This is a genomic window from Xanthomonas sp. NCPPB 3200, from assembly GCF_056393585.1.
In genome coordinates, this window is sequence record NZ_CM150785.1 from 3071651 (window position 1) to 3097455 (window position 25805).

Annotated in this window: 19 protein-coding genes; 10 read left to right on the forward strand and 9 right to left on the reverse strand. The window is 65.8% G+C overall.

What is annotated here, in order from left to right; translation table 11 throughout:
* Positions 1-179 precede the first annotated feature (179 nt).
* The 4 genes from AC06DU_RS13405 (at position 180) to AC06DU_RS13420 (ending at position 10252) form a co-directional block, all read left to right on the forward strand.
* Complete coding sequence (locus tag AC06DU_RS13405; protein ID WP_104600324.1) at positions 180-3230, forward strand: TonB-dependent receptor; 3051 nt, start codon at positions 180-182, stop codon at positions 3228-3230.
* 252 nt (positions 3231-3482) lie between these two features.
* A complete protein-coding gene (locus AC06DU_RS13410) occupies positions 3483-5585 on the forward strand; it encodes a M13 family metallopeptidase (RefSeq protein ID WP_046345999.1) in 2103 nt (700 codons plus the stop codon).
* Positions 5586-5949: 364 nt separating this feature from the next.
* The gene (locus tag AC06DU_RS13415) at positions 5950-8055 is read left to right on the forward strand and encodes a M13 family metallopeptidase (RefSeq protein WP_478204423.1); all 2106 of its coding nucleotides are present in this window, start codon (positions 5950-5952) and stop codon (positions 8053-8055) included.
* Between the two features lie 184 nt (positions 8056-8239).
* On the forward strand, positions 8240-10252 hold the full coding sequence (locus AC06DU_RS13420) for a M13 family metallopeptidase (RefSeq protein WP_478202616.1): 2013 nt from the start codon (positions 8240-8242) through the stop codon (positions 10250-10252).
* Between the two features lie 349 nt (positions 10253-10601).
* On the opposite strand, the gene AC06DU_RS13425 is transcribed toward AC06DU_RS13420, so the two are convergent.
* The 6 genes from AC06DU_RS13425 to AC06DU_RS13450 form a co-directional block, all read right to left on the reverse strand.
* Positions 10602-11300, reverse strand: coding sequence for a rhomboid family intramembrane serine protease (locus AC06DU_RS13425; protein WP_054591556.1), 699 nt, complete (start codon positions 11298-11300; stop codon positions 10602-10604).
* Between the two features lie 40 nt (positions 11301-11340).
* Entirely contained in the window at positions 11341-11748 is a 408-nt protein-coding gene (locus tag AC06DU_RS13430) for an MGMT family protein (protein ID WP_478202617.1), read from the reverse strand.
* Between the two features lie 476 nt (positions 11749-12224).
* Positions 12225-13595, reverse strand: coding sequence for a glutathione-disulfide reductase (gene gorA / locus AC06DU_RS13435; RefSeq protein WP_478202618.1), 1371 nt, complete (start codon positions 13593-13595; stop codon positions 12225-12227).
* A complete protein-coding gene (locus AC06DU_RS13440) occupies positions 13592-14842 on the reverse strand; it encodes an NAD(P)/FAD-dependent oxidoreductase (protein ID WP_478202619.1) in 1251 nt (416 codons plus the stop codon). The genes gorA and AC06DU_RS13440 overlap by 4 nt, the downstream gene beginning before the upstream one ends.
* A gap of 7 nt (positions 14843-14849) precedes the next feature.
* A complete protein-coding gene (locus tag AC06DU_RS13445) occupies positions 14850-16094 on the reverse strand; it encodes a DUF418 domain-containing protein (protein ID WP_478202620.1) in 1245 nt (414 codons plus the stop codon).
* 213 nt (positions 16095-16307) lie between these two features.
* Positions 16308-16787 (reverse strand): FKBP-type peptidyl-prolyl cis-trans isomerase, encoded by a 480-nt coding sequence (locus AC06DU_RS13450; RefSeq protein ID WP_024939526.1) that lies wholly within the window; start codon positions 16785-16787, stop codon positions 16308-16310.
* A 46-nt stretch (positions 16788-16833) separates the two neighbouring features.
* On the opposite strand from AC06DU_RS13450, the gene AC06DU_RS13455 reads away from it, so the two are divergent.
* Together AC06DU_RS13455 and AC06DU_RS13460 are read left to right on the forward strand one after the other, a co-directional pair.
* Positions 16834-17442: a C40 family peptidase gene (locus AC06DU_RS13455; RefSeq protein ID WP_175430018.1), complete on the forward strand. Its 609-nt coding sequence runs from the start codon at positions 16834-16836 to the stop codon at positions 17440-17442.
* 109 nt (positions 17443-17551) lie between these two features.
* A complete protein-coding gene (locus AC06DU_RS13460) occupies positions 17552-18301 on the forward strand; it encodes a C40 family peptidase (RefSeq protein WP_016903983.1) in 750 nt (249 codons plus the stop codon).
* 149 nt (positions 18302-18450) lie between these two features.
* Here AC06DU_RS13460 and AC06DU_RS13465 read toward each other — a convergent pair whose 3' ends face one another.
* The 3 genes from AC06DU_RS13465 to AC06DU_RS13475 all read right to left on the reverse strand — a co-directional run bounded on the left by AC06DU_RS13465 (position 18451) and on the right by AC06DU_RS13475 (position 21235).
* Complete coding sequence (locus AC06DU_RS13465) at positions 18451-18942, reverse strand: acyl-CoA thioesterase (protein WP_024939524.1); 492 nt, start codon at positions 18940-18942, stop codon at positions 18451-18453.
* A gap of 106 nt (positions 18943-19048) precedes the next feature.
* A complete protein-coding gene (locus tag AC06DU_RS13470) occupies positions 19049-19885 on the reverse strand; it encodes a class I SAM-dependent methyltransferase (protein WP_478202621.1) in 837 nt (278 codons plus the stop codon).
* A 9-nt stretch (positions 19886-19894) separates the two neighbouring features.
* A complete protein-coding gene (locus AC06DU_RS13475; protein ID WP_046343426.1) occupies positions 19895-21235 on the reverse strand; it encodes a dicarboxylate/amino acid:cation symporter in 1341 nt (446 codons plus the stop codon).
* Between the two features lie 142 nt (positions 21236-21377).
* Between AC06DU_RS13475 and AC06DU_RS13480 the strand changes: the two genes are divergently transcribed.
* The 4 genes from AC06DU_RS13480 (at position 21378) to AC06DU_RS13495 (ending at position 25643) form a co-directional block, all read left to right on the forward strand.
* The gene (locus AC06DU_RS13480) at positions 21378-23084 is read left to right on the forward strand and encodes an alkaline phosphatase (protein ID WP_102251699.1); all 1707 of its coding nucleotides are present in this window, start codon (positions 21378-21380) and stop codon (positions 23082-23084) included.
* A gap of 91 nt (positions 23085-23175) precedes the next feature.
* Positions 23176-24471 (forward strand): tRNA lysidine(34) synthetase TilS, encoded by a 1296-nt coding sequence (gene tilS, locus AC06DU_RS13485; RefSeq protein WP_478202622.1) that lies wholly within the window; start codon positions 23176-23178, stop codon positions 24469-24471.
* Between the two features lie 31 nt (positions 24472-24502).
* Complete coding sequence (locus AC06DU_RS13490) at positions 24503-24766, forward strand: exodeoxyribonuclease VII small subunit (protein WP_478202623.1); 264 nt, start codon at positions 24503-24505, stop codon at positions 24764-24766.
* Position 24767: 1 nt separating this feature from the next.
* The gene (locus tag AC06DU_RS13495) at positions 24768-25643 is read left to right on the forward strand and encodes a polyprenyl synthetase family protein (protein WP_478202624.1); all 876 of its coding nucleotides are present in this window, start codon (positions 24768-24770) and stop codon (positions 25641-25643) included.
* Positions 25644-25805 lie beyond the last annotated feature (162 nt).

A 25805-nucleotide genomic window follows, 5' to 3' on the forward strand; every position in this document is an offset into this window, starting at 1 on the left:
GTTCGCATGCCCTGCAATTTGTGCGCAGATCCGCATATTTGATGCGGATCTCGCCCTTTTCATTAACGAATCATTCAAAGCGCTTGCGACCCAGACCACACATTCATTACGTTCGGGTTAAGGCCATCTGACTCTCCGGTGACCGCCACTTCTCCCGATACCCAGCTGAAAGGTTAGGAATGAGCAATCAAATTCGTCGCCATGCCCTCAAGCGCACCGCTCTGGCTGTTGTGCTCGGCGCCTGTCTCGCCAATGGCGCGGTCTACGCACAAAGCACCACAGGCAGCATCTACGGTAGCGCTCCCTCGGAAGCCGGCAGCACCATCGTCGTTCAAAGCGACACCGGACTCAGCCGGACGATCACCATCGACGCCAATGGTCGTTACAACCTCGGCTCTTTGCCGGTCGGAGCCTACACCGTCACCTTGAAGCGTGGCGATCAGGTCGTCGATACCCGCAAGAACGTGCAGCTGCGCGTTGGATCCGGCACCGAGGTGTCGTTTGCTGGCGCAAACGCTGCAGCAGGCAACGCAGATGCGACCACACTTGGCGCCATCACGGTCACCGCCGCGAACGCGCCAAAAATTGACGTGAGTTCGACTAGCGCGCGCTCGGTGATCACCTCCCAACAGCTCGCAGTGCTGCCGCTCGGCCGCAGCGCAGAGGCAATCGCACTGCTGGCGCCTGGTGCTGTCGCGGGTAGCGGAGCATTTGACAACGGCTCGCGCTCGGTTGTTTCGTTCGGTGGCGCCGGTGTGACCGAAAACGCGTACTACATTAACGGCTTCAATGTCAGCAATCCGCTCAGCAATCTCGGCGGCGTCAGCCTTCCCTATGGTGCGATCGACCAGCAGGAAACCTACACCGGTGGCTACAGCGCCCGTTACGGCCGCTCCACCGGCGGTGTGATCAACCAGGTCGGCAAGCGCGGCACCAACGAATGGCATTTTGGCGCACAGGCCGTCTGGGAACCCAAGTCGCTGGCCAGCTCGCCTGAGAACGTGCGTTTCCCCAATAACACGCTCCCGGACGGATTTGAGTACACCAATCCCGACCAGCCCGGCACGTTGTATCGCAGCCGCAAGGACGATGGTGCCACCCGTACCGTCTACAGCGCCTACGCGGGCGGCCCGTTGATCGAGGACAAATTATTCGTCTTCGTCGCGGGCGAATCGGACAAGACCGATGGCGTGTCCACCAACTCGAGCGCGGCCAGTGTGTTGGGACGTAACAACTACGCCTACAGCGCACCCAAGTTCTACGGCAAGATCGACTGGAACATCAACGACAGCAATATCCTCGAGTACACGCGCATCGAGAGCACCGATCGCCGCGGCGGTTACTACACCGATTTCGATTACGACACCTTGTCCGGTGGCGGCCGTAGCGGCACTTTTGCCGACACTTACAAGATCAAGGACCGCTACGACATCTTCAAGTACACCGGGTACCTGACGGATGACCTGACCTTGAATGCCACCTGGGGTCGTAGCCGGCAGGACAATCTGCAAGCCAATCCGTATGTGTCGGAACTGCCTTATCTGCAGAATGTGACCAATCAGAACCCGGCGCTGACCGGCGGCACACCCATCACCAACGACCAGGCCAGCAACCGCACCAAGGCCGATCGCCCGCAGAACAAGACGCGCAGCCTGCGGCTTGAACTTGAATACCGGCTTGGCGATCATGACCTGACCGCCGGTGTGGACAACATGTACTTCAATGCCTCCGACGAAGGCGTGCGGACCACTGGCCCGGGATACCAGTGGCTGTTTGCCCGCCAGTCCAATCCCAACATCGATATCCGCCCAAGCCTGGGTGTTGGCCCCTCCGGTGGCGACGGTTACTACGCGCAGCGGCGCATCTTCACCACCACCACCAGCATGGCCGTGGAACAGAAGGCGTACTACCTGGAAGATCGCTGGCAGGTGAGCGACAACTGGTTGGTACTGCTCGGCATCCGCAACGACAAGTTCACCAACTTCAACAGCGCAGGCGCGCCGTATGTCGACAGTGGCGACCAGTGGGCCCCGCGGCTGGGCGTGAGCTGGGACGTGTTCGGCGACTCGTCGTTGAAACTGTATGCAAACGCAGGGCGCTACTACCTGGCGCTGCCCAATAGCGTTGCCGTCCGTGGCGCATCGGCTTCCACCTACACCGATGAATATTTCGCCTACAGCGGCCTGGATGCCAACGGCGAGCCGACCGGCCTGAGAGCCCTGGGTCCCGGACCGGTCTCCTCCAATGGAGAGTATGGGCAGACGCCTGATCCCAACTCCTTCGCGCCCAGCGATCTCAAGTCGCAGTACCAGGACGAGTTCCTGGTTGGCTTCGAAAAGACCCTTGGCGAAAAGTGGAATTCCGGCGCGAAGGTGACCTACCGCAAGTTGCAGACAGCTATCGACGACGTGTGCGATACGGGCAAGATGGCAGACAAGCTGGAAGCGAGCGGCATCGATTCCTCGTCGGTGGCCATTCCCGGTTGCGTGATGTTCAATCCGGGCGAAACCAACACCTATAACCTGGCCAATAACGATGGTTCCGGTCGGACCCAGGTGCGCATGTCCCAGGACGACTGGGGCTTCACCAGCGGCGCCAAACGCAACTATGTGTCGGTCGACCTGTTCCTGGAGCATCCCTTCGATGAGAAATGGTTCGCTCGCGTCGACTACACCTGGTCGCACCTGTACGGCAATACCGAAGGCCAGGTGAAATCCGATCTGGGCCAAGCGGACGTTTCCAAGACCCAGGACTGGGATTCGGCAGAGTTGATGTACTACGCAGGCGGCAGCCTGGCCAACGATCGCCGTCACCAGCTCAAGGCGTTCGGCGCGTATCAGTTCACGCCCGAGTGGATGGCATCGGCAACGGTTCGAGTTCTGTCGGGAACGCCCAAGTCCTGCCTGGGCTATTTCGGCCAGGGCGAACAGGATCCCATCGGCTATGAATCCGGCTACCACTACTGCGCAGGGACACCGTCCCGTCCAGGCGATGCAGGCCGGACTCCCTGGCTGACCAATCTGGATTTGGGCGTGACCTATCGCCCGGCGTTTGCTGACCATAAGCTCGCCATCGGATTACAGGTGTTCAACGTCATCAACGATCGTGACGAGACCCGTACCGAAGCCGTCTATGGGGACGATCGCTACACGGTTTCCAATACTTATGGCATGGGTACGTATTTCAACCCGCCACGCTTTGTCCGCCTGTCGGCATCGTATGACTTCTGAGCACTGAGCAAGGCGTCAGCAGGCATTGTGCCGCATGTTCTCCACGGCCCCGCAAGGGGCCGTTTTTTTTGGTCCGGGCGGCAGCGAAACGTAACAAAGCCAGCGTGCATCGGTGGCCTCCCCCCCCCCGCACCCATGACCTTCGACACCATGCCATCCGGCTGGCGAGGCGTAGAGTGCCGGCCACAGCCCCGGCGACGGGGCTTCCCACATCTGCTCCTGGAGCCCTTTGTGATTCGTAAACCTCATTTGTTGACCCTGTCCCTGGCCGTGGCCGCCGCGCTGAGCGGTTGCAAGAAATCCGAAGACGCCGCGCCGGCCGCGCCCGCGGCCGATACCGCCGCAACCACCCCGGCGGCACCCAAGGCGCTGACCCTGGACCAGAGCAAGCTGCCGGCCGTGAACCAGTTCACCGCCGCCGACCTGGATACCAACGGCAACGCCTGCACGGATTTGAATGCGTACGCCAACGCCAAGTTCCTGGCCGCCAACCCGGTGCCGAGCGATCGCACCAGCTGGGGCGCGTTCGAGATGCTCGACGAGCGCTCCAATGCGATCCAGCAGCAGCTGGTCGAACAGGCCGCGGCCGACACCAGCGCCACCGGCGTGGAAAAGATCGTCGGCGACCTGTGGTCTACCGGCATGGACGAGGCCAAGATCAACGCCCAGGGCATCGAGCCGCTGAAGCCGGAACTGGCCGCGATCGACGCCATCAACGACCAGGCCAAACTGGTCGACTATCTGCGCAGCAGCGCCGCCAAGGGCAACAACGAGCTCTTCAGCTTCGGCGCCGAGGCCGACTTCAAGAAATCCAGCCAGAACATCGCCTATGCCATGCAGGGCGGCCTGGGTCTACCGGATCCGGAGTACTACACCAGCGCCGCCAACAAGGCCAAGCTGGAGGCCTACCAGGCGCACGTGGCCAAGGTGCTGGAACTGTCCGGCGTGGCCGCGGCCGATGCCGCCGCGCAGGCCAAGCAGGTGGTCGCGTTCGAGACCCGTCTGGCTAAGGTCTCCAAGACCAGCACCCAGATGTCGCGCGATGCGTCGCTGGCCTACAACCCGATCTCGCCGGCCGATGCCGACAAGCTCACACCCAACTGGTCGTGGACCGAGTTCTTCAAGTCGCAGGGCGTGGCCACGCCGGAGATGTTCTCGCTGGCGATCCCGGCCTTCCACCAGGAAGTGAGCAAGATGATCGCCGACACCGATCCGGCGATCTGGCGCGCCTACCTGCGCTTCCACACCGTCGATGGTGCCTCGCCGTTCCTCAGCCAGCCGTTCGTCGATGAGAACTTCGCGTTCTACAACCAGACCCTGCGCGGGCAGAAGCAGATCAAGCCGCGCTGGAAGCGCGTGCTGGCGACCATCAATGGCCAGACCGGCGAAGCGCTGGGCCAGATGTACGTCAAGGTTGCCTTCCCGGCCGACTCCAAGGCCAAGATGGAAACCCTGGTGACCAACCTGCGCACCGCGCTGAAGGCCCGCATCGAAAAGCTGGACTGGATGAGCCCGGAGACCAAGACCAAGGCGATCGCCAAGTGGGAAAGCTTCACGCCCAAGATCGGCTACCCGGAAAAGTGGCGCGAGTGGAACGGCTTGAACACCAGCCGCGACAGCTACCTGGGCAACGTGATGGCCGCGTCCGAGTACAACTACAAATGGAACCTGTCCAAGATCGGCAAGCCGGTGGACAAGACCGAATGGGGCATGAGCCCGCAGACGGTGAACGCCTACTACAACCCGCTGCAGAACGAGATCGTGTTCCCGGCCGCGATCCTGCAGCCGCCGTTCTTCGACCCGAATGCGCCGGAGGAAATGAACTACGGCGGCATCGGTGCGGTGATCGGGCATGAGATGACCCACGGCTACGACGACCAGGGCAGCCGCTTCGGTGCCGATGGCAACTTCATCGCCGATCCGGGTTGGTGGACGCAGAAGGATCTGGACGCGTTCAAGGCGCGCACCGGCAAGCTGGTCGCGCAGTTCGACGGCTATCGCACCCCGGCCGGCGACAAGGTCAAGGGCGACCTGACCCTGGGCGAAAACATCGCCGACCTGGGCGGCCTCAACACCGCCTACGACGCGATGAAGACCGCCACCGCCGGCAAGGACGATCCCAAGACCGACGGCATCACCCGTGACCAGCGTTTCTTCCTCAACTGGGCCACGGTGTGGCGCCGTAACTTCACTCCGGAAGAACTGGTGGTACGCCTGAAGACCGATCCGCATGCCCCGGCCAACTTCCGCGCCATCGGCGCGCCGTCGAACATGCCGGCGTTTGCCGCCGCATTCTCGTGCAAGGCCGGCGATGCGATGGTGCGTCAAGGCGATCAGCAGGTCGTGATCTGGTAATTGCGCGACATTGCTAAGAGCGAGCGGCGATCTTCGGATCGCCGCTTTTTTTTTGTGTGCGCCGTGGCACCGTTGGCGGGTGCGTAAACCTCTTTCGTCCGCACTGGTAGCGCCTGTGCCCAACCGGAAATCAGCACGCCATTCCGGCAACCAAGCAGGCTGCACCTCGCTCGGGAGCGCTTTAGCAGGCACGCCGGAGACAAGCGCTTGTGCAGCGCCGGCCTGGATTGCCGTGGCTGCACCTGGTGAACGGATGCGCTTCGTGAACCGGTGTCTCCAGGCCAAGCTCAACAAACCTCAAACCCGGCGCTCGCAAGGCGGCGTCCGCTTATGCTCGGAGTCCATTTCCTCGCCGATGCCAGATATGCCCTTGCTCAAGACCTCCACCCTTGCCCTGGCCCTGCTGGTCGCCCTGCCTGGCTGCAAGCGCGCCTCCGATGCAGATGGCGCCACGGCATCAGCGGCCACTTCGGCACCTGCCGCGCCGCCGGCCACGACAGCCAGCAAACCCGCATTCGATATCAGCGAGCTGGGCCCGGCAGCCAGCGCGTGCCAAAACCTGGACGACTTCGTCAATGGCGCCTGGGCCAAGGCCAATCCGATTCCGGCCGACCGCACCAGTTGGGGCATGTTCGACGAGCTGACAGAAAAGAGCCTGACGACCCAGCGTGAGATTGTTGAAAGCGCCGCGAAGCAGGTAGATACGCAGACCGACCCGCTCACACGCAAGCTTGGCCTGCTCTATGCCTCGGGCATGGACGAAGCCGCAATCGAGGCAGCGGGAGACCAACCCATCCGTCCGTTGCTGGAGACGATTGGGGCGCTGAAATCCCCGGGCGATGTCGCCAAGTACATCGCGAGCCGCTATGCGGAGGGTGACGGCCAGGTTTTCCAGTTCGGCGCGAGCGCGGACTTCCACAAGGCAGACCAGCAAATCGCCTTCGCCAACGAAGGCGGCCTCGGCCTGCCAACAAAGGACTACTACACCGCCGCCGAGTACGCCCCCATTCGGGAAGCCTATCTGGCCTACATCGCCAAATCGTTCGAACTCACCGGCAGCAATGCCGATGCGGCCAAGGCGCAGGCCAAGGACGTGATGGCGCTGGAATCGCGCCTGGCTGCTGCGTCGCTTTCGCCGACCGACGCACGCCAACCCAAGAACCAGTACAACTTTGTCAGCGTTGCCGAGGCAGACGCGCTCACCCCGCACTTTTCATGGAAAGATTTCTTTGCCGCGCAAGGCGTGGATGTCGGTGCCGGCTTCTCGCTGTCGCAACCGCGCTTCTTCGCTGCGTTCGACCACCAGTTGGCGAGTGCGCCCATTGCGCAGTGGCAGGCGTATCTACGCTTCCACACCATCGACGATGCATCCAAACATCTCAGCAAGGCCTTTGTCGACAACAACTTCGCTTTCTACGGCAAGGCTCTGTCCGGGCAGCCGGAGCAACGCCCACGCTGGAAACGCGTCCTGCGCGCGCTCGACTCCGCCATAGGCGAAGGCCTTGGCCAGCTCTACGTCGCCAAAGTCTTCACGCCCGAAGCCAAGCAACGCGCGGCCGAACTGGTCGACAACGTCCGCGCCACGCTCAAGACGCGCATCGAAAACGTGGATTGGATGAGCGCTGAAACCAAGACAAAGGCGCTCGCCAAGTGGAACGCGTTCCTGCCCAACATCGGCTACCCCGACACCTGGCGCGACTGGTCGGGGCTGGACATCGTGCCGGGGGCGTATTACCGCAATCTGCAGGCGGCTGCCAAGTTCAACTACCGCTATGACATCGCTCAAATCGGCAAGCCCACCGATCGCAAGCGTTGGTCGATGACGCCCCAGACGGTCAACGCGTACTACAGCCCCAGCACCAACACCATCAATTTCCCGGCCGGCATTCTGCAACCGCCGTTCTTCGATGCCAATGCCGACGATGCCCTGAATTATGGCGCCATCGGCGCGGTGATCGGGCACGAAGCCACGCATGGCTTCGACGATCAAGGCAGCCAGTTCGATGGTGCGGGCAACAACGTCAATTGGTGGACGGCGCAGGATCGCAAGGCATTCGAGCAGCGTGCCGACACCCTGGTAAAGCAGTTCGATGCCTATGTTCCGCTGCCCAGCCACCCCAAGCTGCATGTCAACGGCAAACTCACCCTCGGCGAGAACATTGCCGACCTGGGCGGTATCAACATTGCCTACGACGCCCTGCAGACTGCATTGCGCCAGCATCCCGAGCGGGTCACGCGCATCGACGGCTACAGCCCCGAGCAGCGGTTTTTCCTGGGTTTTGCGCGCAACTGGCGCGGACAGACGCGCGAGCAGCAACAACTGGTCTACCTGGCGAGCGACCCGCACTCACCGGACAACCTGCGCGCCATCGCATCACCGTCAAACATGCCGCAGTTCGCCACCGCCTTCGCCTGCAAGCCGGGCGATGCAATGGTGCGCCCGGAGAAAGACCGCGTGGTGATCTGGTAATTCGGTGCAGGTAGCGCCTGCAATCGCTTCCAGCAGCAACGCAACACGCACAGGCCCGCACCCGCGGGCCTGTCGCGTTCATGCAAGCGGCCGGCACCGAGGACCGCGGGCAGCTCGTGCCCGCCTGCACGGGGCGCAGCCTTGCTAAACTCCGCCGACTTCAATCTGGCCACCCTTCTTCTCGATGCCCACCATTCGTCCGCTTGCCCTCGCTCTTGGCTTCAGCCTGATCACGCTGCTGTCCGCCCCCGACGCCGACGCCGCTCGCAAGAAGAAGGCTGCTCCCAAGGCGCCGGCCGTCTCGGCGGCCTGCACCAATTTCTACGATTACGCCAATGCCGGCTGGCTCAAGGCCAACCCGGTGCCGCAGGCCGGTGCCGTCACCGCGCTGGGCCAGCTGTCCGAGCGCGCGCTGCAGCAGCAACGCGAGTTGCTGGATGCGTCGATGAAGACGCCACAGGGCAATGTGCAGAAACTGCTCGGCGACTTCTGGGCCAGCGGCCTGGACGAGGCATCCGTCGAAAAGGACGGCTCCAACCCCATTGCCCCCTTGCTGTCGCGCATCGACGCGATCAAGAAGGCCAAGGATGTGCCCGCTTCCATCGCAGCATTGCATCAGGTCGGTATTCCGGTCGGCTTCAATTTCGGCCCGGACGTGGACCTGAAGGCGCTTGACCGGCACATCGGGTATTTCATGCAGGGCGGCATGGGTCTGCCGGACCCGGCGTTCTACACCCGCACCGACGCCGACACCCAGGCGCTGATGGGCCGCTACCGCGCCTACGTCAAGCAGATCCTGGCGCTGACCGGCACCCCGGCCGACAAGCTGGATGCCGATGCCGCCTCGGTGCTGCAGATCGAGACCGCGCTGGCGCGCAGCGCGCAGTCGGTGCAGGGCATCAACAACCCGTTCAACAACTACGCCCCGATCGCCACCAAGGAGCTGACCAAGCAGTACAAGAATCTGCGCCTGGCCGACTTCCTGGAGGCACAGGGCGTCAAGGACGACCTGGTGTCGATGGCCGACCCGGCCATGTTCAAGCAGCTCGACAGCATGATCGTCAGCATCAAGCCGGACCAGTGGAAGGCCTATCTGCGCTGGCGCGTGGGCGATGCGATGGCGCCGTACCTGTCCAAGAGCTTCCACGATGCCGAGTACCAGTTCCGCGGCCGTCTGCTGCGTGGCGATGCGCTGCCGCCTCAGCGCTGGCAGCAGGTGCTGGACGCGATCAATATCGCCGCCGGCCCGATGCTCGGCCGCGAATACGTGGCGCGTTACCTGAGCAGCGACACGCGCCGCCAGGCCGAAGCCATCGCCGACCAGGTGCGCGACGCGCAGCTGGCCGCGCTGGAGCGCACCGGCTGGGGCAACGGTGAGGTGATCGCCGAAGCCAAGTCCAAGCTGGCGGCGATGAAGATCGAAGTCGGAGCGCCGCGGCGCGATCTGGATTACACCGTGCAGCCGATGGGCCGCGGCAGCTTCGGCGGCAACATGCTGATTGCCTCGACCTGGCGTCACCGCGAGGAGATGAAGCGCATCGGCAAGGGCAACGCCGACCGTCGCTGGGACGTGCTGCCGCAGCAGCCGGCAGTGGCCTACGACATCGCGCAGAACCGCCTGATCATCACCGCCGCCGTGCTGCAGGCACCGGTGCTCACCGCCGGCAGCACCCCGGCCGCGCAGTACGGCGCTTACGGCGCGCTGGTCGCCCACGAAATGACCCGTGCCATCGACGCCAAGGGCTCGCTGGTGGATGCCAAGGGCGAGTTGCGCAGCTGGTGGACGCCGGCCGAGAAGAGCAGCTGGACCATGCTGACCGGCAAGGTGGCCAGCCAGTTTGGTGCCTACCCCTACCCGGGCGTGCCCAACGTCAAGGTCAACGGTGCGCAGACCGCCGAAGAAAACCTGGCCGACCTGGCCGGCGTCGAACTGGCCTGGCAGGCCTTCAGCAAGGCACAGCCAGCAGCCACCGAGGCCGACAAGCAGGCGTTCTTCACCGCCTGGGCCGGCTTGTGGGCCCAACAGCTGTCGCCGAACGAAGCGGTGCAGCGTGCCAGCGCCGACATCCGGGCGCCGGGCCAGTGGCGCACCAACGGCCCGCTGTCCAACCTGCCGGAGTTCGGTGCGGCATTCAGCTGCAAGGCCGGCCAGCCGATGCAGCGCGTGGATGCCGAGCAATTGAAGATCTGGCGCTGAGTCGAGCGCCAGGAAGTCACTGGCAATCAACACGCAATGGCAGGCAATAAAAAAAGAGCGCGGACTCCGCGCTCTTTTTGTGCCTGGCATTTAGTCCATCCCAACATTTGGTAGGAGCGGCCCCGGCCGCGATGAAGCCTTGCCGGTAACGCCCCATCGCGGCCAGGGCCGCTCCTACGGATCAGTGTGGATCTGCCACGCCCGGCTGCCAGTCATCCATCCGTTGCTTGCCTGACAACGCACGCTTGGTAGGAGCGGCCCCGGCCGCGATGAAGCCTTACCGGTAACGCCCCATCGCGGCCATGGCCGCTCCTACGGATCAGCGTGGATCTGCCACGCCGCGACTACCTCAACGCACCACACGCAGCGGCGGTTTGCGCCCCTTGCCACCACCCTTCCCGCCGCCGCTGCCGCCAAACGGCGACTGCCCGCGCCAGTAACGGATCATCAGCCAGCCAAATAGCATGCCGCCCAGATGCGCAAAGTGGGCCACGCCCGGCTGCCAGCCGGTCGCGCCCAGGAATAGTTCGATCGCACCGAACACGATCACGAAGGTGCGCGCCTTCATCGGGATCGGCGGAAACAGCAGCATCACCCGCTGATTGGGAAACAGCATGCCGTACGCCAGCAACAGGCCGAACACACCACCCGATGCACCCACCACCGGCGCCCCGCTCTGGGTGAACCAGGCCATCAGCAACTGACACACACCGGCACCGGCAACGCACACCAGGTAATAGGTCAGAAAGCGCTTCTGCCCCCAGGTCTGCTCCAGCGCCGCGCCGAACATGAAAAGCGCCAGCATGTTGAAGAACAGATGGTTGAAACCGCCATGCAGGAACGCATAGGTCAGCAACTGCCACGGCATGAAGCTGGCGCCGGGCGAGAACGCATCGAAGCCGTTGGAAATCGGCCACAGCATCAACGAGGACAGCGCCGCGTCGGAGGGCAGCACGCCGGCGCCCAGGTCGCCCAGTGCCCATTGCAGCAGGAACAAGCCAATATTGGCGATCAACAACGCTTTGGTGACGGGCGGCAGTTGGGGCATGACGGCATCCTTCGGAATGCCAACCATCATAACGGCAGGCTTATGAAGGTCCCCACACGGCGGCATCCAACCGCTGCGCGGCACTGGCACGGCGCACCCGGCCCTGCTCGACCACCACGCCTTCGGCACGCAGCCGCTGACATTGCTCACGGTAGCCGGACGAGCCTTCCGGCAACGCGATCCGGCCATCGCTGCGCAGCACCCGGTGCCACGGCAGCTGCGGATCATCATTGCCGCTGAGCACGCGCGCCACCAGCCGCGCCCGCCCGGGCAGGCCGGCGCGCAGTGCGACCTCGCCATAGCCGGCAACCTGGCCGGAAGGTATTGCCCGAATCGCCGCAAGAATGCGCAGCCGCGCCTGTTCGCCGGAGAGCAGCCCGGCGTTGGAGGCGGCGCGCGCAGATGGATTGGTGGATCGACGCGTCGTTGGTTTGCGGGGCTGGGACATCGCGCAAGGATGCCAGCTATGGGATTGAAATCCCTCTTCCGTCCGAGCGAGGAGGCAGTGTTTGCGCGCTCTCGGCGCGCGTGTCTTGACGCGCCTTGGCCGACAGCGCGAAGCGGGATTGAGGTGAGGGTTCGGGCGGCACGAGGCACGGCGGACAAGCAGCGCGGCCAACTTCCATGCAGGGCCGATGAGGCATGGCCGGCCGTGAACGTCGGATCGGCAGTTGATTGATGCATCGACTTTACCGAACCCTCACCTCAACCCCTTTCCCGAGGGGAGAGGGGCTTTGATCCGTTTGCTTGCGGGGGCCAGGCCTGCGTCAAGCGCACTTACGTCGGGTGCAGGAGTGGTGTGCAGTGTTGCGCGGGGCTGCCGCAAGTTGTGACACGCAGGGGCCGACGCCAGTCCCTGCATCCGGCAGGGCGCTGATGCCCTCGTCGGCCAGGTCACAACTGCCGCACCAATGCATCAGTGCATCAGTGCATCAACACGATCTCTTCCGACGAGGTGGGATGGATCGCCACGGTCTCGTCGAAGTCGCGCTTGGTCGCACCCATCTTCACTGCCACCGCAAAGCCCTGCAGCATTTCGTCGGCGCTCTCGCCCAGCAGATGCACGCCGACCACGCGCTCTTGTTCGCCCACACAGACCAGCTTGAACAGGCTGCGCTGCGGCGCGTCGGCCAGCGCGTGCAACATCGGGCGGAAGTTGCTGCGGTAGACACGCACCGCGCTGCCATGCCGCGCGCGCGCCTGCTCCTCGGTCAGTCCGACCTGCCCGAGCGGCGGATGCGAGAACACCACGCTCGGCACGCCTTCGTAGTCCATGCGCGCATCCGGCTGCTTGCCGAACAGGCGATCCATCAACTTGCGTCCCGCCGCGATTGCCACTGGCGTCAGTCCGACCTTGCCGCCGACATCGCCGATGGCATGGATGTTCGGCACGCTGGTGGTCTGGCCTTCGTCCACCACCACCTCGCCCTTGTCGCCCAGGCGCACCCCGACCTCTTCCAGACCCAGCCCCGCCGTGTTGGCGCGCCGGCCGGTGGCGAAAAACACCTTGTCGAAGACGTCGTTGCCCTGCTCGCTGGGGTGCGCGGGATGACCATGCACGCGCAGCCTGCCTTCTGCATCGCGCTCCAGGCCGGTGGTGGAAAACCCGAAATGCAGGCGCACGCCCAGGTGCCGCAGGTTGTCGGCCAGTTGCAGGGTCAGCTCGGCATCGAAGCGCTCCAGCAACCGCTCGCCCTGCACGAACAGATGCACCCGGCTGCCCAGCGCCTGCAGCAGGCCGGCGATCTCCACCGCGATATAGCCGCCGCCGACAATCGCCACCTGCGCGGGCGCATGACAGAGATTGAAGAAATCGTCGGACACCTCACCGTGCTCGGCACCTTCGATGTCCGGCCGCAGCGGATGCGCGCCGGTGGCGATCACGATGTGCTCGGCGGTCACCGGCAAGCCGTCACCGCCCATGATGGTATGGCGATCCTGCAACACACCGCGCTGCGGAATCATGACCACGCCATCTTCGTCGAGGCGGCGCCGATAACTGGCGTGGATGTTGCCTATGTAGCCCTGTCGGTGGGTGACCAGTTCCTGCCACGCCAGGGTCGGTCGCGGCACATCGAAACCCAGCGCCCCGGCCAGCTCGATCTTGCCGGCCAGATCGGCCGCCAGCCACATCGCCTTCTTCGGCACGCAGCCGAGATTGACGCAGGTGCCGCCCAATTCGTTCGGCTCCATCATCGCCACGCGCGCGCCATACTTGGCCGCGCGAAACGCAGCGGCCAGTCCACCAGAGCCGCCTCCCAGGATCACCACGTCGTAGTCGTACCGGGCACTCATGCGAAGCGCTCCGCCCGGTAGGGATGCGGGTCCAGCGCAGGTGCGCGGCCCGTGATCAGGTCGGCCATCAGTTGTCCGCTTGCAGTGCTCATGCTGATACCGAGCATGCCATGTCCGGCTGCGAGCCAGACGTGAGGACGGCCCGGCACCGCGCCCAGCACCGGCACGTCGTCCCAGGTCATCGGCCGCCATCCATACCAGCGCTCGATCACGGCCGGGCCGGCCGGCGCATGCAGATAATCGGCCGCTGCGCGCTCCAGTGCCGCCAGGCGCGTGGGGTTGAGGCGGGTGTCGTGCCCGGAGAATTCCATCGTGCTGCCGATACGCAGACGATCGCGCCATGGCACCACGAACACCCAACGGTCCTTCAGCACCACCGGGCGACGCGGCATCAGCGCCGGGGCGGTATAGGTGATCGAATAACCCTTGCCGGCCTGCACCGGCAGACGCAATCCCAGTTGCGCCGCCAGCAGCGGCGACCACGGGCCGGTTGCGATGACCACCTCGCGCGCCCGCAGTCGCCCACGCGCGGTGTGCACGCACGCGCCGCGTGCGTCCGGCACCACCGCATCGACGCGGCACTGCGCCTGGATCACCGCACCGCGCGCGCGCAGCACTCTTGCCAGTTCTGCGGTGTAACGCTCCGGGCGTAGATGCGCATCGCCGGGGAAATGGATCGCACCGGCAATGCCCGCGCGGAATGCCGGATCCTGGCGCACGTAGTCGGCACCGTCGATCATTTCGGCCTGGATACCCCACTGCGCAAGCACGTTGCACTCGTGGCGATAGTGCGCAAAGCGGCGCGCATCGGCAAACACGTAGTCCAGCCCATCGCTGCGAAATTCGCAGTCCAGCGCATAGCGCTCGACCCAGTCGTCGAAGCGTTGCCGCGCATCGCCCAGCAACGCCGCGCGCGCCTGCGCGCTGGCCTGCCAGTGATGCGTATTGCAGCGCTGCGCGAACTGCAGCAACCAGCGCCACAGCGCCGGGTCCAGACGTGGCCGGATATACAGCGGCGCGTCCGGCGTCAGCATCCATTTCAGCGACTGCGCGATCATGCCCGGCGCTGCCAGCGGCGGCGCATGGCTCGGCGTGATGGTGCCGCAGTTGCCGTACGACGTCGCCGCACCCACCGCACCGGCATCGAGCACGTGCACCTGCCGACCCGCTTCGACCAGTGCCAGTGCAGTCGCCAGCCCAATGGCGCCGGCACCGACCACCACCACATCGACAGGCGCGGCGCTCACGTGCGCACTACCCCACGCGCGCGTCGGTGCGGCGCATCGGCGGCACACGCAGATAGGTCACGCTGCGCCATAGCCATTCCATCGGCCCGAAGCGGAACCAGCGCAACCACCATTGGCTCAGCACCACCTGCAGCGCAAACAGCGCCAGCGCGAACGGCAGTTGCCATACGCGCGGCAGCTGCTCGAAATAGCCCAGCCCGTAACCGTAGAAGATCCACGTGCACACCAGCGACTGCAGCAGGTAGTTGCTCAGCGCCATGCGTCCGGCGGGCGCAAGCCAGGCCAGGCGCGGCGCCAGGCGCACCACCCAGGCCGCATAGCCCAGGCTCATCAGCGGACCGGCAATCAGCGACAACGCGAACGCACCCGACAGGCGCAGATCCAGCCGCGCCGGATCGATCCACGGCTCCAGCGCGTAACTCACCCCCATCACGCCCAGCCCGAGCGGCAGCACCACGTAGCGCAGGGCCCGAAACAGGCGCGGGAAGCGCTCGGGCGCGGCGATCGCGCCACTGCGCACAAACCAGCTACCCAGCAGGAACATGCCGAGCATCGCCGGGCCATTGATGCTGAGCCCGGTCATCGCGTGCTGCAGGTCGTGCCAGCGCTGCAGCGTGGCCTGCGCATAGCTGCCGCTCCCGAAGGCGGCGCGCTGCGCCTGCACGTTTGCTGCCGCCTGTTGCGCCGCATCGGCCATCGCGGCCTTCCATTCCACGGCAGCCGCCGGATCGAGCTGCATCAAGGTGCCTGCGACGCCGTACAGCAGCGTCAACGCGGGCGCGCAACAGTAGACCAGCGCGGCAAACCACGGCAGCGTCACCGTCGGCACCGAGCGCGTGGCCAGCAGCAACAAGGCCAGCAACGCGTAGGTCACCAGCACATCGCCGGACCACAGCAGCAGCGCATGCAGTAGGCCGATCACTAGCAGCCCGACGGTACGGCGCAGATAGGTGCCGAACAACCCGCGCCCGGCCTGCGCGGCACGTTGCGCCATCACCGCAAAGCCCATGCCGAACAGCAGCGAGAACAGCGTATAGAACTTGCCCTGCACCAGCAGGTACACCAGCGCATCGGCAACCCGGTCGGCGCCGTGCCAATGCGGCTCCACGCCGGTGACCGCCAGATCGAGCGGACCGACGAAGGCTTCGATATTCATCAGCAGGATGCCCAGCAGCGCAAAACCGCGCAGCACGTCGAGCACCGCGATTCGCTCGCTGATTGCGATGGGCAGCAAAGGATCGCGCGGGGTCATCTCGGCTCGGGCAGCGCTGCGCGGCGATCGCGGCGATCGCGGCGCGCAACATGCAAACAGCCCGCCGAGATGGCGGGCCGCGGAAACACATCCAGCCAACGCTGGTCACACGGACACGATCGGCGCGTGCAAGCCGGCATCACCGTGCGGTGCATGCCGATCCTGCAGATAGACCGCATCGGTCCGTCTGCCACACAGGCGTGACGACTGCGCTCAGTGGTGATGGCCGCCTTCGCCATGCACATGCCCGTGATCGCGCTCTTCCTGGGTGGCTTCACGCACCTCGATGATCTCCACGTCGAAGTGCAGGTCCTTGCCGGCCATCGGGTGATTGAGATCGACGTCGACCACGCTCATGCCGACCTTCTGCACCGTCACTGCGCGCGGGCCGAAGTTGGTCTGCAGCACCACCTGGGTGCCCGGGACCAGCTTGGTGGCGCCGAAGTGCTTCTTGGGCACGCGCTGGCTCAGGCCTTCGCGGTATTCGCCGTACGCTTCGGTGGCCTTGACGTCCACGCCGAAGCTGTCGCCGGCTTCCTTGTCCATCATGGCCGCTTCCAGGCCCGGAATGATGTTGCCGTGGCCGATCATGATCGCCAACGGGTCACGCTCCTTGGAGCTCTCGATCGGCTCCTGGCCGAGCTCGGAAACGGTGTAGTGGAAGCGGACGACGCTGTCTTTTTCGATCTTCATGCCTGGCTCTGGATAGGCTGCCCGGTGGCAGACGGTGGAGGACGGCTTGTCGGCCGCCGGGTGCGCCGCCATCATGGCGACCTTTCGAACCGCCCATTATCCCGGCTCCATGCATATCACGCCAGTTTTCGCCGCCCGCGCCCGCCGCGCCGCGGCCAGTTCGTTGCTGGGCCTGCTCGTGCTGCTGGGCGGTTGCGCACAGGCGCCGGTCCGTCGACCGGCCGCCACCCCGCCACCGGCACCGCGTGTCTGGCCACAGGTGCCGCCGTCCAACCCGGCTGCCGCCAACAACATCCTGATGCGTGCGCTGGGCCTGGTCGGCACGCCGTACCGCTTCGGCGGCAATACGCCGGAAACCGGCTTCGACTGCAGCGGGCTGGTCACCTATGTCTACAAGGATGTGCTGGCGCTGTCGCTGCCACGCACCTCGCGGGAGCTGGCCGCGGTGCAGGGCCCGCGCATCCCGCCGGAGCAGTTGACCACCGGCGATCTGGTGTTCTTCGGCTCCAGTGGCAACGTGACCCATGTCGGCATTTATGTCGGTGAAGGCCGTTTCGTACATGCTCCGAACACCGGCGGTACCGTCCGCTTGGATTTCCTGGATGGCGCCTACTGGCGTGACCATTATTCAGGTTCAAAACGGGTTTTGCCCTGATATGTGATTTGCATCACATTTCATAAAACGGAAATTTAACCTTTTTTGAACGTAACGATTCTTTCACCAAGGCATCATCCCGCATCGACAGCAGAATTGTGATTCCCGCGTGACGAACGACGAACAGATCAACACTGGCGCCGCACCGCTTCCGCCCCGGAAACCGCTCCGCCTGCTATGCGCCACCGCTCTTTGGCTCGCAGCCCTACCCGCCCTGGCCCAGACCGCCAACGGCACCGCATCCGCTCCGCAGACGACCACGCCAGACAGCGCCGTCGCCGCCGAGAAAGCCGCAACCCGCAGCCGCGCCGACGCCGCTGCCACCGCAACACTGGCCGCCCTGCTTCCGCACCTGGCCGCCAACGACGCCATTCCGCTGATGGACCGCTCGGCGATGTTCGCCGGTGACCTCAGCCGCCTGCTGGCCAATTACGACGTCTCCCAGAGCGCAGCCAATGCTGCCCAGAACGCCGTGGCCGACAGCCGTGTGCAGGTGATCCTGCAACGCGCCATGGCCCTGCTCGGCACCCCGTACGTCTGGGGCGGCGAGTCCACCGAAGGTTTCGACTGCAGCGGCCTGGTCGGCTATGTGTTCAAGACCGCCCTGGGCATCGACCTGCCGCGCGTGTCGCGCGACATCGCACGCGACGAATCTGCTGAACTGATCAAGGACCCCAACGCGCTCAAGGCAGGCGATCTGGTGTTCTTCGGCAGGCGCGGCCGCATCGACCACGTGGGCCTGGTGGTCGGCGATGGCAAGTTCCTGCACGCGCCCAGCCGCGGCAAGGACGTGCGGGTGGATTCGCTGGCCAGCGGTTACTGGAGCGAGAAGTTCATCCAGGCACGTCGGGTGCTGTGATCCCGAGCAGCTGATCCACTGCATGACAGAAAGGCCGCGGAGATCCCGCGGCCTTTTGCATGGTGGACGGTCTTTGCGCGGAAGCTCCCTATCGTCGCCGCGCACGCATCTGGGTCACGTACGCAGCACCGCGCACCTTGCCACCGCGATCAGCGCGCGGCATCGGCCTGGTAATGCGCCATGGTGTCCTCGATGCCCTTGCTCAGTTCCATCACCTTGAGCGCGTATTCGGCCAGGCGCTGATCCTCGGGCGTGCCCGGCCGCCAGGAAGGCACTTCCACCGGCGTGACACCATCCGGGTCCATCGCCACGAACACGATGATGCAATGCGTGCATAGCCGCGAGTCGCCGCCCATCGGGCTGCGCGCCCGTACATCGATGGCGAAGTGCATGCTGGTGCGTCCGGTGTAGACCAGCTTGGCCGACACCGCGACCAGATCGCCGATCCGCACCGGCGCCACGAAGCGGATGCCGCCCACCGCCACGGTGACGCAGTAATGCCCGCTCCAGCCACTGGCTGCGGCAAAGCCGACCTGGTCGATCCACTTCATCACCACGCCGCCATGCACCTTGCCGCCGAAGTTGACGTCGCTGGGCTCGGCCAGAAAACGAAATGTCAGATCACGCTGTTGGCCAATCACCGCCCGCCCCCATCAATGGATGAGCTGGCAGTGTGCCATGCGGGTGGGACGTCAGCGCGCCCAACGCAAACGCCTGACGCCGCGTCCGGCAGGGCCGACGCTTCACTCAGGAACGCAGCGCATCCAGGTTGTCCTGCCTGCGCAGGCACAGCCACGGAAAGTGGGGTTGTTTCATCCTGAGCATCCGCCGCAGGCGCGCACCCGGGCGGCGCGGGTCGAACAGTCGCTGCACCACAAAGCGGCCGAAGCTGGCGTAGGTGTGCTGGTGGTAGTGCGCGGCCAGCGCGGGCACGCCCAGTTCGGTGAAGTAGCGCAGGCTGCGCGCGTCGCTTGCGTTGGCGGCTTGCGCATCCGCATACAGCGGGCTGTCGAGGATGTGCAGCTCGCCGCCGTCGCGCAGTTGGGCGAGCAGGCGCACGACCAATGCCGCAGGGTCGGCGAAATACTGGATGCAGGCCGGGACCACGATGACGTCGAACAGATCGCGTGGCAGCGCCAGGGTCTGGATGTCGGCGGCGATGAAACTCAGGCGCTGGTCGTGGCCGAACACGCGCGCGGCCTGGGTCAGCTCGGTGCGGTTGACGTCGATGCCGCAGACGTCGCGCTGCAGCGACTGCGCCAGCAGCTGCGACAGCCAACCGTTGCCGCAGCCCAATTCGGCTATGGCGCCCTCGCCTGCCTGCGCGCGCAGATGTTGGACCAGCAAGGCGCTGGACAGCGCACGCACCTGCCATTCCAGACTGGCACCGAGTTTGCCGCCGGGACGCGGCAGGCTGCGCACCTGTGCATCGGTGTAGAGCCGGCCTTCCTTGCGCCGAACCTGCAGATACTGCTGTTCGAACGGATCATCGGCCAACGACCGCTGTACCAACACGCCGTCGACGCAGTGCAACTCGGGCAGTTGCTGCAGGCGGTCGCGCAGCGTGGGAAATCCAGCGCGCATCGGCGGCAGTCAGCGCTGCGTCGGCGCGCGATCGGTCAGCGGATCTTCCAGGCCCACGTTGGTCGAGGCCGACTCATAGACCGCCTTGTCGAGCAGGCCGGTTTCCTTGGCCACCAGCACCGGCACCAGCATCTGCCCGGTCACGTTGGTCATGGTGCGCATCATGTCGAGAATGCGGTCGATCGCGTACAGGTAGCCGATCACTTCCAGCGGCAGATTGGCCGCGCTCAACACCACCGTGGCCATGATCACCGCGGTGCCGGGCACGCCGGCGGTGCCGAAGCTGCCCAGCACCGAGGCGATCAACACCACGAAGTACTGGTTGGCGGTCAGCGGCACGCCGGTGTATTGCGCGATGAAGACCGCGCACAGGGCTGGATAGATCGCGCCGCAGCCGTCCATCTTGATGCTGGCGCCCAGCGGCACCGCGAACGCGGCGTAGTCCTTGCTGACTCCCAGATTGTGCGTAATCGAACGCATCGCCACCGGCATCGCGGCAAAGCTCGACGAACTGACGAAGGCCACCTGCATGCCAGGCGCCGCACCACGGAAGAACTTCCACGGGTTGAGCCCGTGCGCCAGCAACAGGCTGCTGTAGACCACCAGGATATGCAGGGCGCAGGCCACATATAGCGCAAGCACGAAACTGCCGAACGGCAACAGTTTTTTGAAGCCGTAGCTCCCCACCAGGCCAGCAATCAGCCCGAAGGTGCCGAGCGGGGTCATCTCCAGCACGAAGCGGGTGACCTGGATCATGATGTCGCTCAACTGCGCGGTGAGCTTGCGTGCCTCGGCCACGCGCTCGCCGAGCTTGACCATCGCAAAGCCCAGCAGCGCGGCGAAGAAGATCACCGGCAGGATCGATCCGCGCCCGGCCGCCAGCACCGTTTCGCCGGCCGCATTGGTCTTGGTGCCGATGCCGGTCAGTGCGTAGAACGGGTTGGAGGGCACCACGTCCAGCAGCACCTTGATCGGGCTGGGCACATCGCGCGGTTTCCAGGCCGAATCCACGCTCAGGCTGAAATGGCCGGCGCCGGGTTGCATCAACGTGCCCACTGCCAGGCCCACGCCCACCGCCAGTGCGGCGGTGATGACGAACCACAGGAAGGTACGCCCACCGAGCGCGGCGACGGATTTTTGCCCGTGCAGCGAGGAGATCGCATTGATCACCGCAAAGAACACCAGCGGGATCGCGATCATCTTGATCAGGGTGACGTACAGATCGCCGAGCGGGCCGAACCACACATCGGCGGCCGGGCCCATGGCAGCGCCGGCGATTGCGCCGAGCACGAAGCCGGCCACCACGCGTTGCCAGAACGGAATGCGCAACCAGGCCGAGACCAATGTCATGCGTCGAATCATCCGGGGGGAGAGTGCATGCACCATAGCCCAGGCCCGCGTCGCCCGCGAGGCCACGACTGGAACAGCGGCGTGTCATCTGTGTGACACCAGGCATCCCGGCATAATGCGCGCTGATTCAGTCACGAGTTCGATGCCGATGCGTTACCGCCTGCCTGCCCTCGCCGCCCTGACCACCGTGTGTGTCGCCGCCTGCGCGTCCAGCGCCGGCACCAGCGCATCTGCGCCCGCCGCCGTGCGCGTGGAGGTGCCGCAGGTGACGCATCCCGCCGGCGAGACGCCGCAATGGTGGTACCGCTCGGGTGCCGCGCGCGCAGCCGGTAACGGCGCCATGGCCGGGCGCGCGCGCAACGTGATCCTGTTCCTGGGCGATGGCATGAGCCTGACCACGGTGGCCGCCGCGCGCATTCTGGATGGCCAGCGCAAGGGCGGGCCGGGCGAGGAGAACCTGCTGTCCTGGGAACAATTTCCGGCCACCGCCTTCAGCAAGACCTACAACACCGATTCGCAGACGCCGGATTCGGCCGGCACCATGACCGCGATCACCACCGGGGTGAAAACGCATATGGGCGCGATCGGCGTCAGCAGCGGCAACCGCAGCGACTGCGCCGACAGCCTGGGCAAGGGCCTGCTGAGCTGGCTGCAGTTGGCCGACAGCGCCGGCATGGCCACCGGCATCGTCACCACCACCCGCCTCACCCACGCTACCCCGGCGGCGACCTATGCGCATTCGCCGGACCGCAACTGGGAAAACGATACCGACCTGCCCGAGTCCGCCCGCACTGCCGGCTGCCAGGACATCGCCCAGCAACTGCTGTCCAGCGCGCGCTTCGGGCGTGGCCCGCAGGTGGTGCTGGGCGGCGGACGCAGCCAGTTCCAGACCGTGCAGGAACGCGATCCGGAATACGACGACAAGGTCGGCCTGCGCCTGGACGGCCGCGATCTGGTCGCCGAGTGGAAGCAGGCGCACCCGCAGGGCGCCTACGTCTGGAACGAACAACAGTTGCAGGCGGCCGCCGGCGCGCCCGCATTGCTTGGCCTGTTCGAGCCGGATCACATGCAGTTCGACCACGACCGCAATCGCACCGCGCAGGGCGAGCCCAGCCTGACCGAGATGACCCGTACCGCGATCCAGTCGCTGTCGCGCGACCCGAACGGCTTCGTGCTGATGGTCGAAGGCGGCCGCATCGATCACGCCAACCACGCCGGCAATGCCTACCGCGCGCTCGACGAAACCGTCTCGCTGTCCGATGCAGTACGCACCGCCGTGCAGACCGCGCCGCCGGACACGCTGATCATCGTCACCGCCGACCATTCGCATACGCTCAACTTCGTCGGCTACCCGGTGCGTGGCAACCCGATCCTGGGCAAGGTGCGCGGCACCGGCGGCGAAGAAGGCGACCGCAGCCAGCTGGCCACCGACCTGGCCGGCCAGCCCTACACCACGCTGAGCTACGCCAACGGCCCCGGCTACACCGGCGCCAGCAACGCGCAGCCGGCCGGCCCCAAGAAGTACCCGCACGAACCCAGCAACAGCGAGCCGGCCGCCGGCCGCCCGGACCTGACCCATGTCGACACCGAGGCGCCCAGCTACATGCAGGAATCGCTGGTGCCGACCAAGTCCGAAAGCCATGGCGGCGAAGACGTCGGCATCTGGGCCACTGGCCCGGGCAGCGCAGCCTTCCGCGGCACGCTGGAAGAAAACGTGATCTACCACGTCATCGTGCAGGCCACCCCGCGCCTGCGCGAGCGCCTGTGCAAGGCCGGTACCTGCGACAGCACCGGCGTGCCGGTGGAGTTGCCGCAGTCGGCCACGTTCGAGACTGCGGCCAAACGCTGATGGGCAGGCTGCGCGCAGCGCGGACGGTGGCGGCGCGGCATGCCCCGCCGCCGGCGTGCGGATGCAGCGTCGCAGCACGCCATCTGCATCGATGACCGGATTGCTGCCACCCGCGGCGCCGCCCGGCCCGGTGCTGGTCGCCTACAGCGGCGGCGTGGATTCGAGCGTCTTGCTGCACCTGCTGGCAGCGACGCCGCGTTGTCGCGACACGGGGCTGCGTGCGGTGCATGTGCATCACGGCCTGCATGCCGATGCCGACGCCTGGGCATCGCATTGCCAGCGCCAGTGCGATGCCTTGCAAGTTCCCCTGCAAATTGCGCACGTGCAGGTCGCGCGCGACAGCGGCCTGGGGCTGGAAGCGGCGGCACGCCATGCACGCCATGCCGCGTTTGCCGCGGCACTGGCGCCCGGCGAATGGCTGGCGCTGGCGCACCATCGCGACGATCAGGCCGAAACCTTCCTGCTGCGCGCATTGCGCGCTTCCGGCCCGGACGGCTTGGCGGCGATGCGCGCGCAGCGTCCCTTCGCCGCCGGCATGCTGTGGCGCCCCCTGCTGGCGCATGCGCGCGCCGAGGTGCTGGCGTATGCGCAGGCACATTGCCTGCACTGGATCGAAGATCCCAGCAACGCCGACGCCCGCCACGACCGCAACTTCCTGCGTACCCAGCTGATGCCCGTATTGCAGCAGCGCTGGCCGCAGGCCGCCGAGGCACTGGCGCGCAGCGCGCAGCTGAGCGCCGAAGCCAGCGACCTGCTGTTGCAGGAGGACACCGCGCTGCTGCCCGACCTGCTGACCGTCGCCGGCGCACTGGATCTGCAGGCCTTGCGTGCGCAGCCGGCAACACGTCGGCCGCGGCTGCTGCGCGCCTGGGTGGCGGCAGCGCAGGCACCACCGCTGCCTGCGCACGGCGTTGCCGCCCTGGAGCAGGAAGTCGACGACGACGCGCCGGATCGGCAGGCCTGCTTTGCCTGGCAACAGGTGCAGGTACGCCGCTGGCGCCAGTGCCTGTACCTGCTGCGTCCACACAGCGCGTGGCCGGCGTCATGGCAGGCCTGCTGGGATGGCACGACCCCGCTGCCACTGCCGGATGGCGCGCAACTGCAGTTGCACGGCGCACCCGGCCTGCGCTTCGCGCAACCGCTGCTGGTGCGCGCACGCCAGGGTGGCGAACGCATCGTGCTGCCACAGCGCGCGCATTCGCATCGGCTCAAGCACCTGCTGCAGGCGCTGGATCTACCGCCCTGGCAACGCGCGCGCCTGCCGGTCCTGTGGGCCGACGGCCAGGTGCTTGCAGCCGGCGACTGCATCGTCTCGGCGGCATTGAGCGACTGGCTAAGCGCGCATGGCGCATCCTTACGATGGCGCGACCACGCCACTGCGAATTGACCCGCCTGCCTGCGCGCCGCACACTTTGACGATGGTCAAAAAATCCTTGAACGAAACATCCCCGGTCGCCCGCTTCGAACAGTCGCTGGAAGAACTCGAGCAACTGGTGCAGAAGATGGAAGTCGGCGACCAGAGCCTGGAGCAGTCGCTCACCGCCTACGAGCGCGGCATCGGCCTGTACCGCGACTGCCAGCAGGCACTGGAACAGGCCGAACTGCGCGTGCGCATGCTGACCGATCCCGCGCGCCCCGATCTGGCCGAAGACTTCCAGACGCCATCGCAGGACGGCGGCTGAGGTGAGTTCGGCGTTGTTCGAGCACTGGATCGGCCGCACCGAACGCAGCCTGGAGGCCAGTCTGCCCAGCACCACCCTGGCACCGCAGCGACTGCACGCCGCGATGCGACACGCGGTGCTGGGCGGCGGCAAGCGCATGCGCCCGCTGCTGGTGTATGCGACCGGCGCACTGTTCGGCGCCGACGAGGACCGCCTGGACATGCCCGCGGTGGCGGTGGAGCTGATCCACGCCTATTCGCTGGTGCACGACGACTTGCCGGCAATGGACGACGACGCCTTGCGCCGCGGCCAGCCCACCGTGCACATCGCCTTCGACGAAGCCACGGCGATCCTGGCCGGCGACGCGCTGCAGACGCGCGCCTTCGAGCTGCTGGCTGCGGCCCCGGTCAGCGCGGAGCTGCGGGTCGGCTGGCTGCAGAGTCTGGCCACCGCCGCAGGCGCTGCCGGCATGTGCGGCGGCCAGGCGCTGGATATCGATGCCACCGGCCAGTTGCAATCGCTGCGCGATCTCGAGCGCATGCATGCCCTCAAGACCGGCGCGCTGATCCGCGCCGCGGTGCGCATGGGCGCACTCACAGGCGCTGCCGCAGCCGACGACCAGCAACGCCTGGATGCGTTTGCCGATGCGCTGGGCCTGGCGTTCCAGGTCCGCGACGACATCCTGGATGTGGAATCGAGCTCGGCGCAGCTGGGCAAGACCGCCGGCAAGGACGCCGCGCAAGCCAAGTCCACCTATCCGGCCCTGCTCGGAATGGACGGCGCCAAGGCCAAGCTGGCCGAACTGGCCACCCGCATGCACGACATCCTGCAGCCCTACGGTGCGCCCGGCGACACGCTGGCGACGCTGGGCCGGTTTGCGGTGGACCGCGCGCACTAGCGCTCCGCGTTCGTCTGAGCTGCCGCACAGGCGCGCCGGGCGCCTCGTGCGCCGATGCCTGGCGAACATGCACAGGCTCCGCCGATGCGCAGGGCGAGCGGCCGCGCAACCGGCTTCAACGCCACCACGCACGGCGACTACGGCAGCGCGTTCGACTTCAGC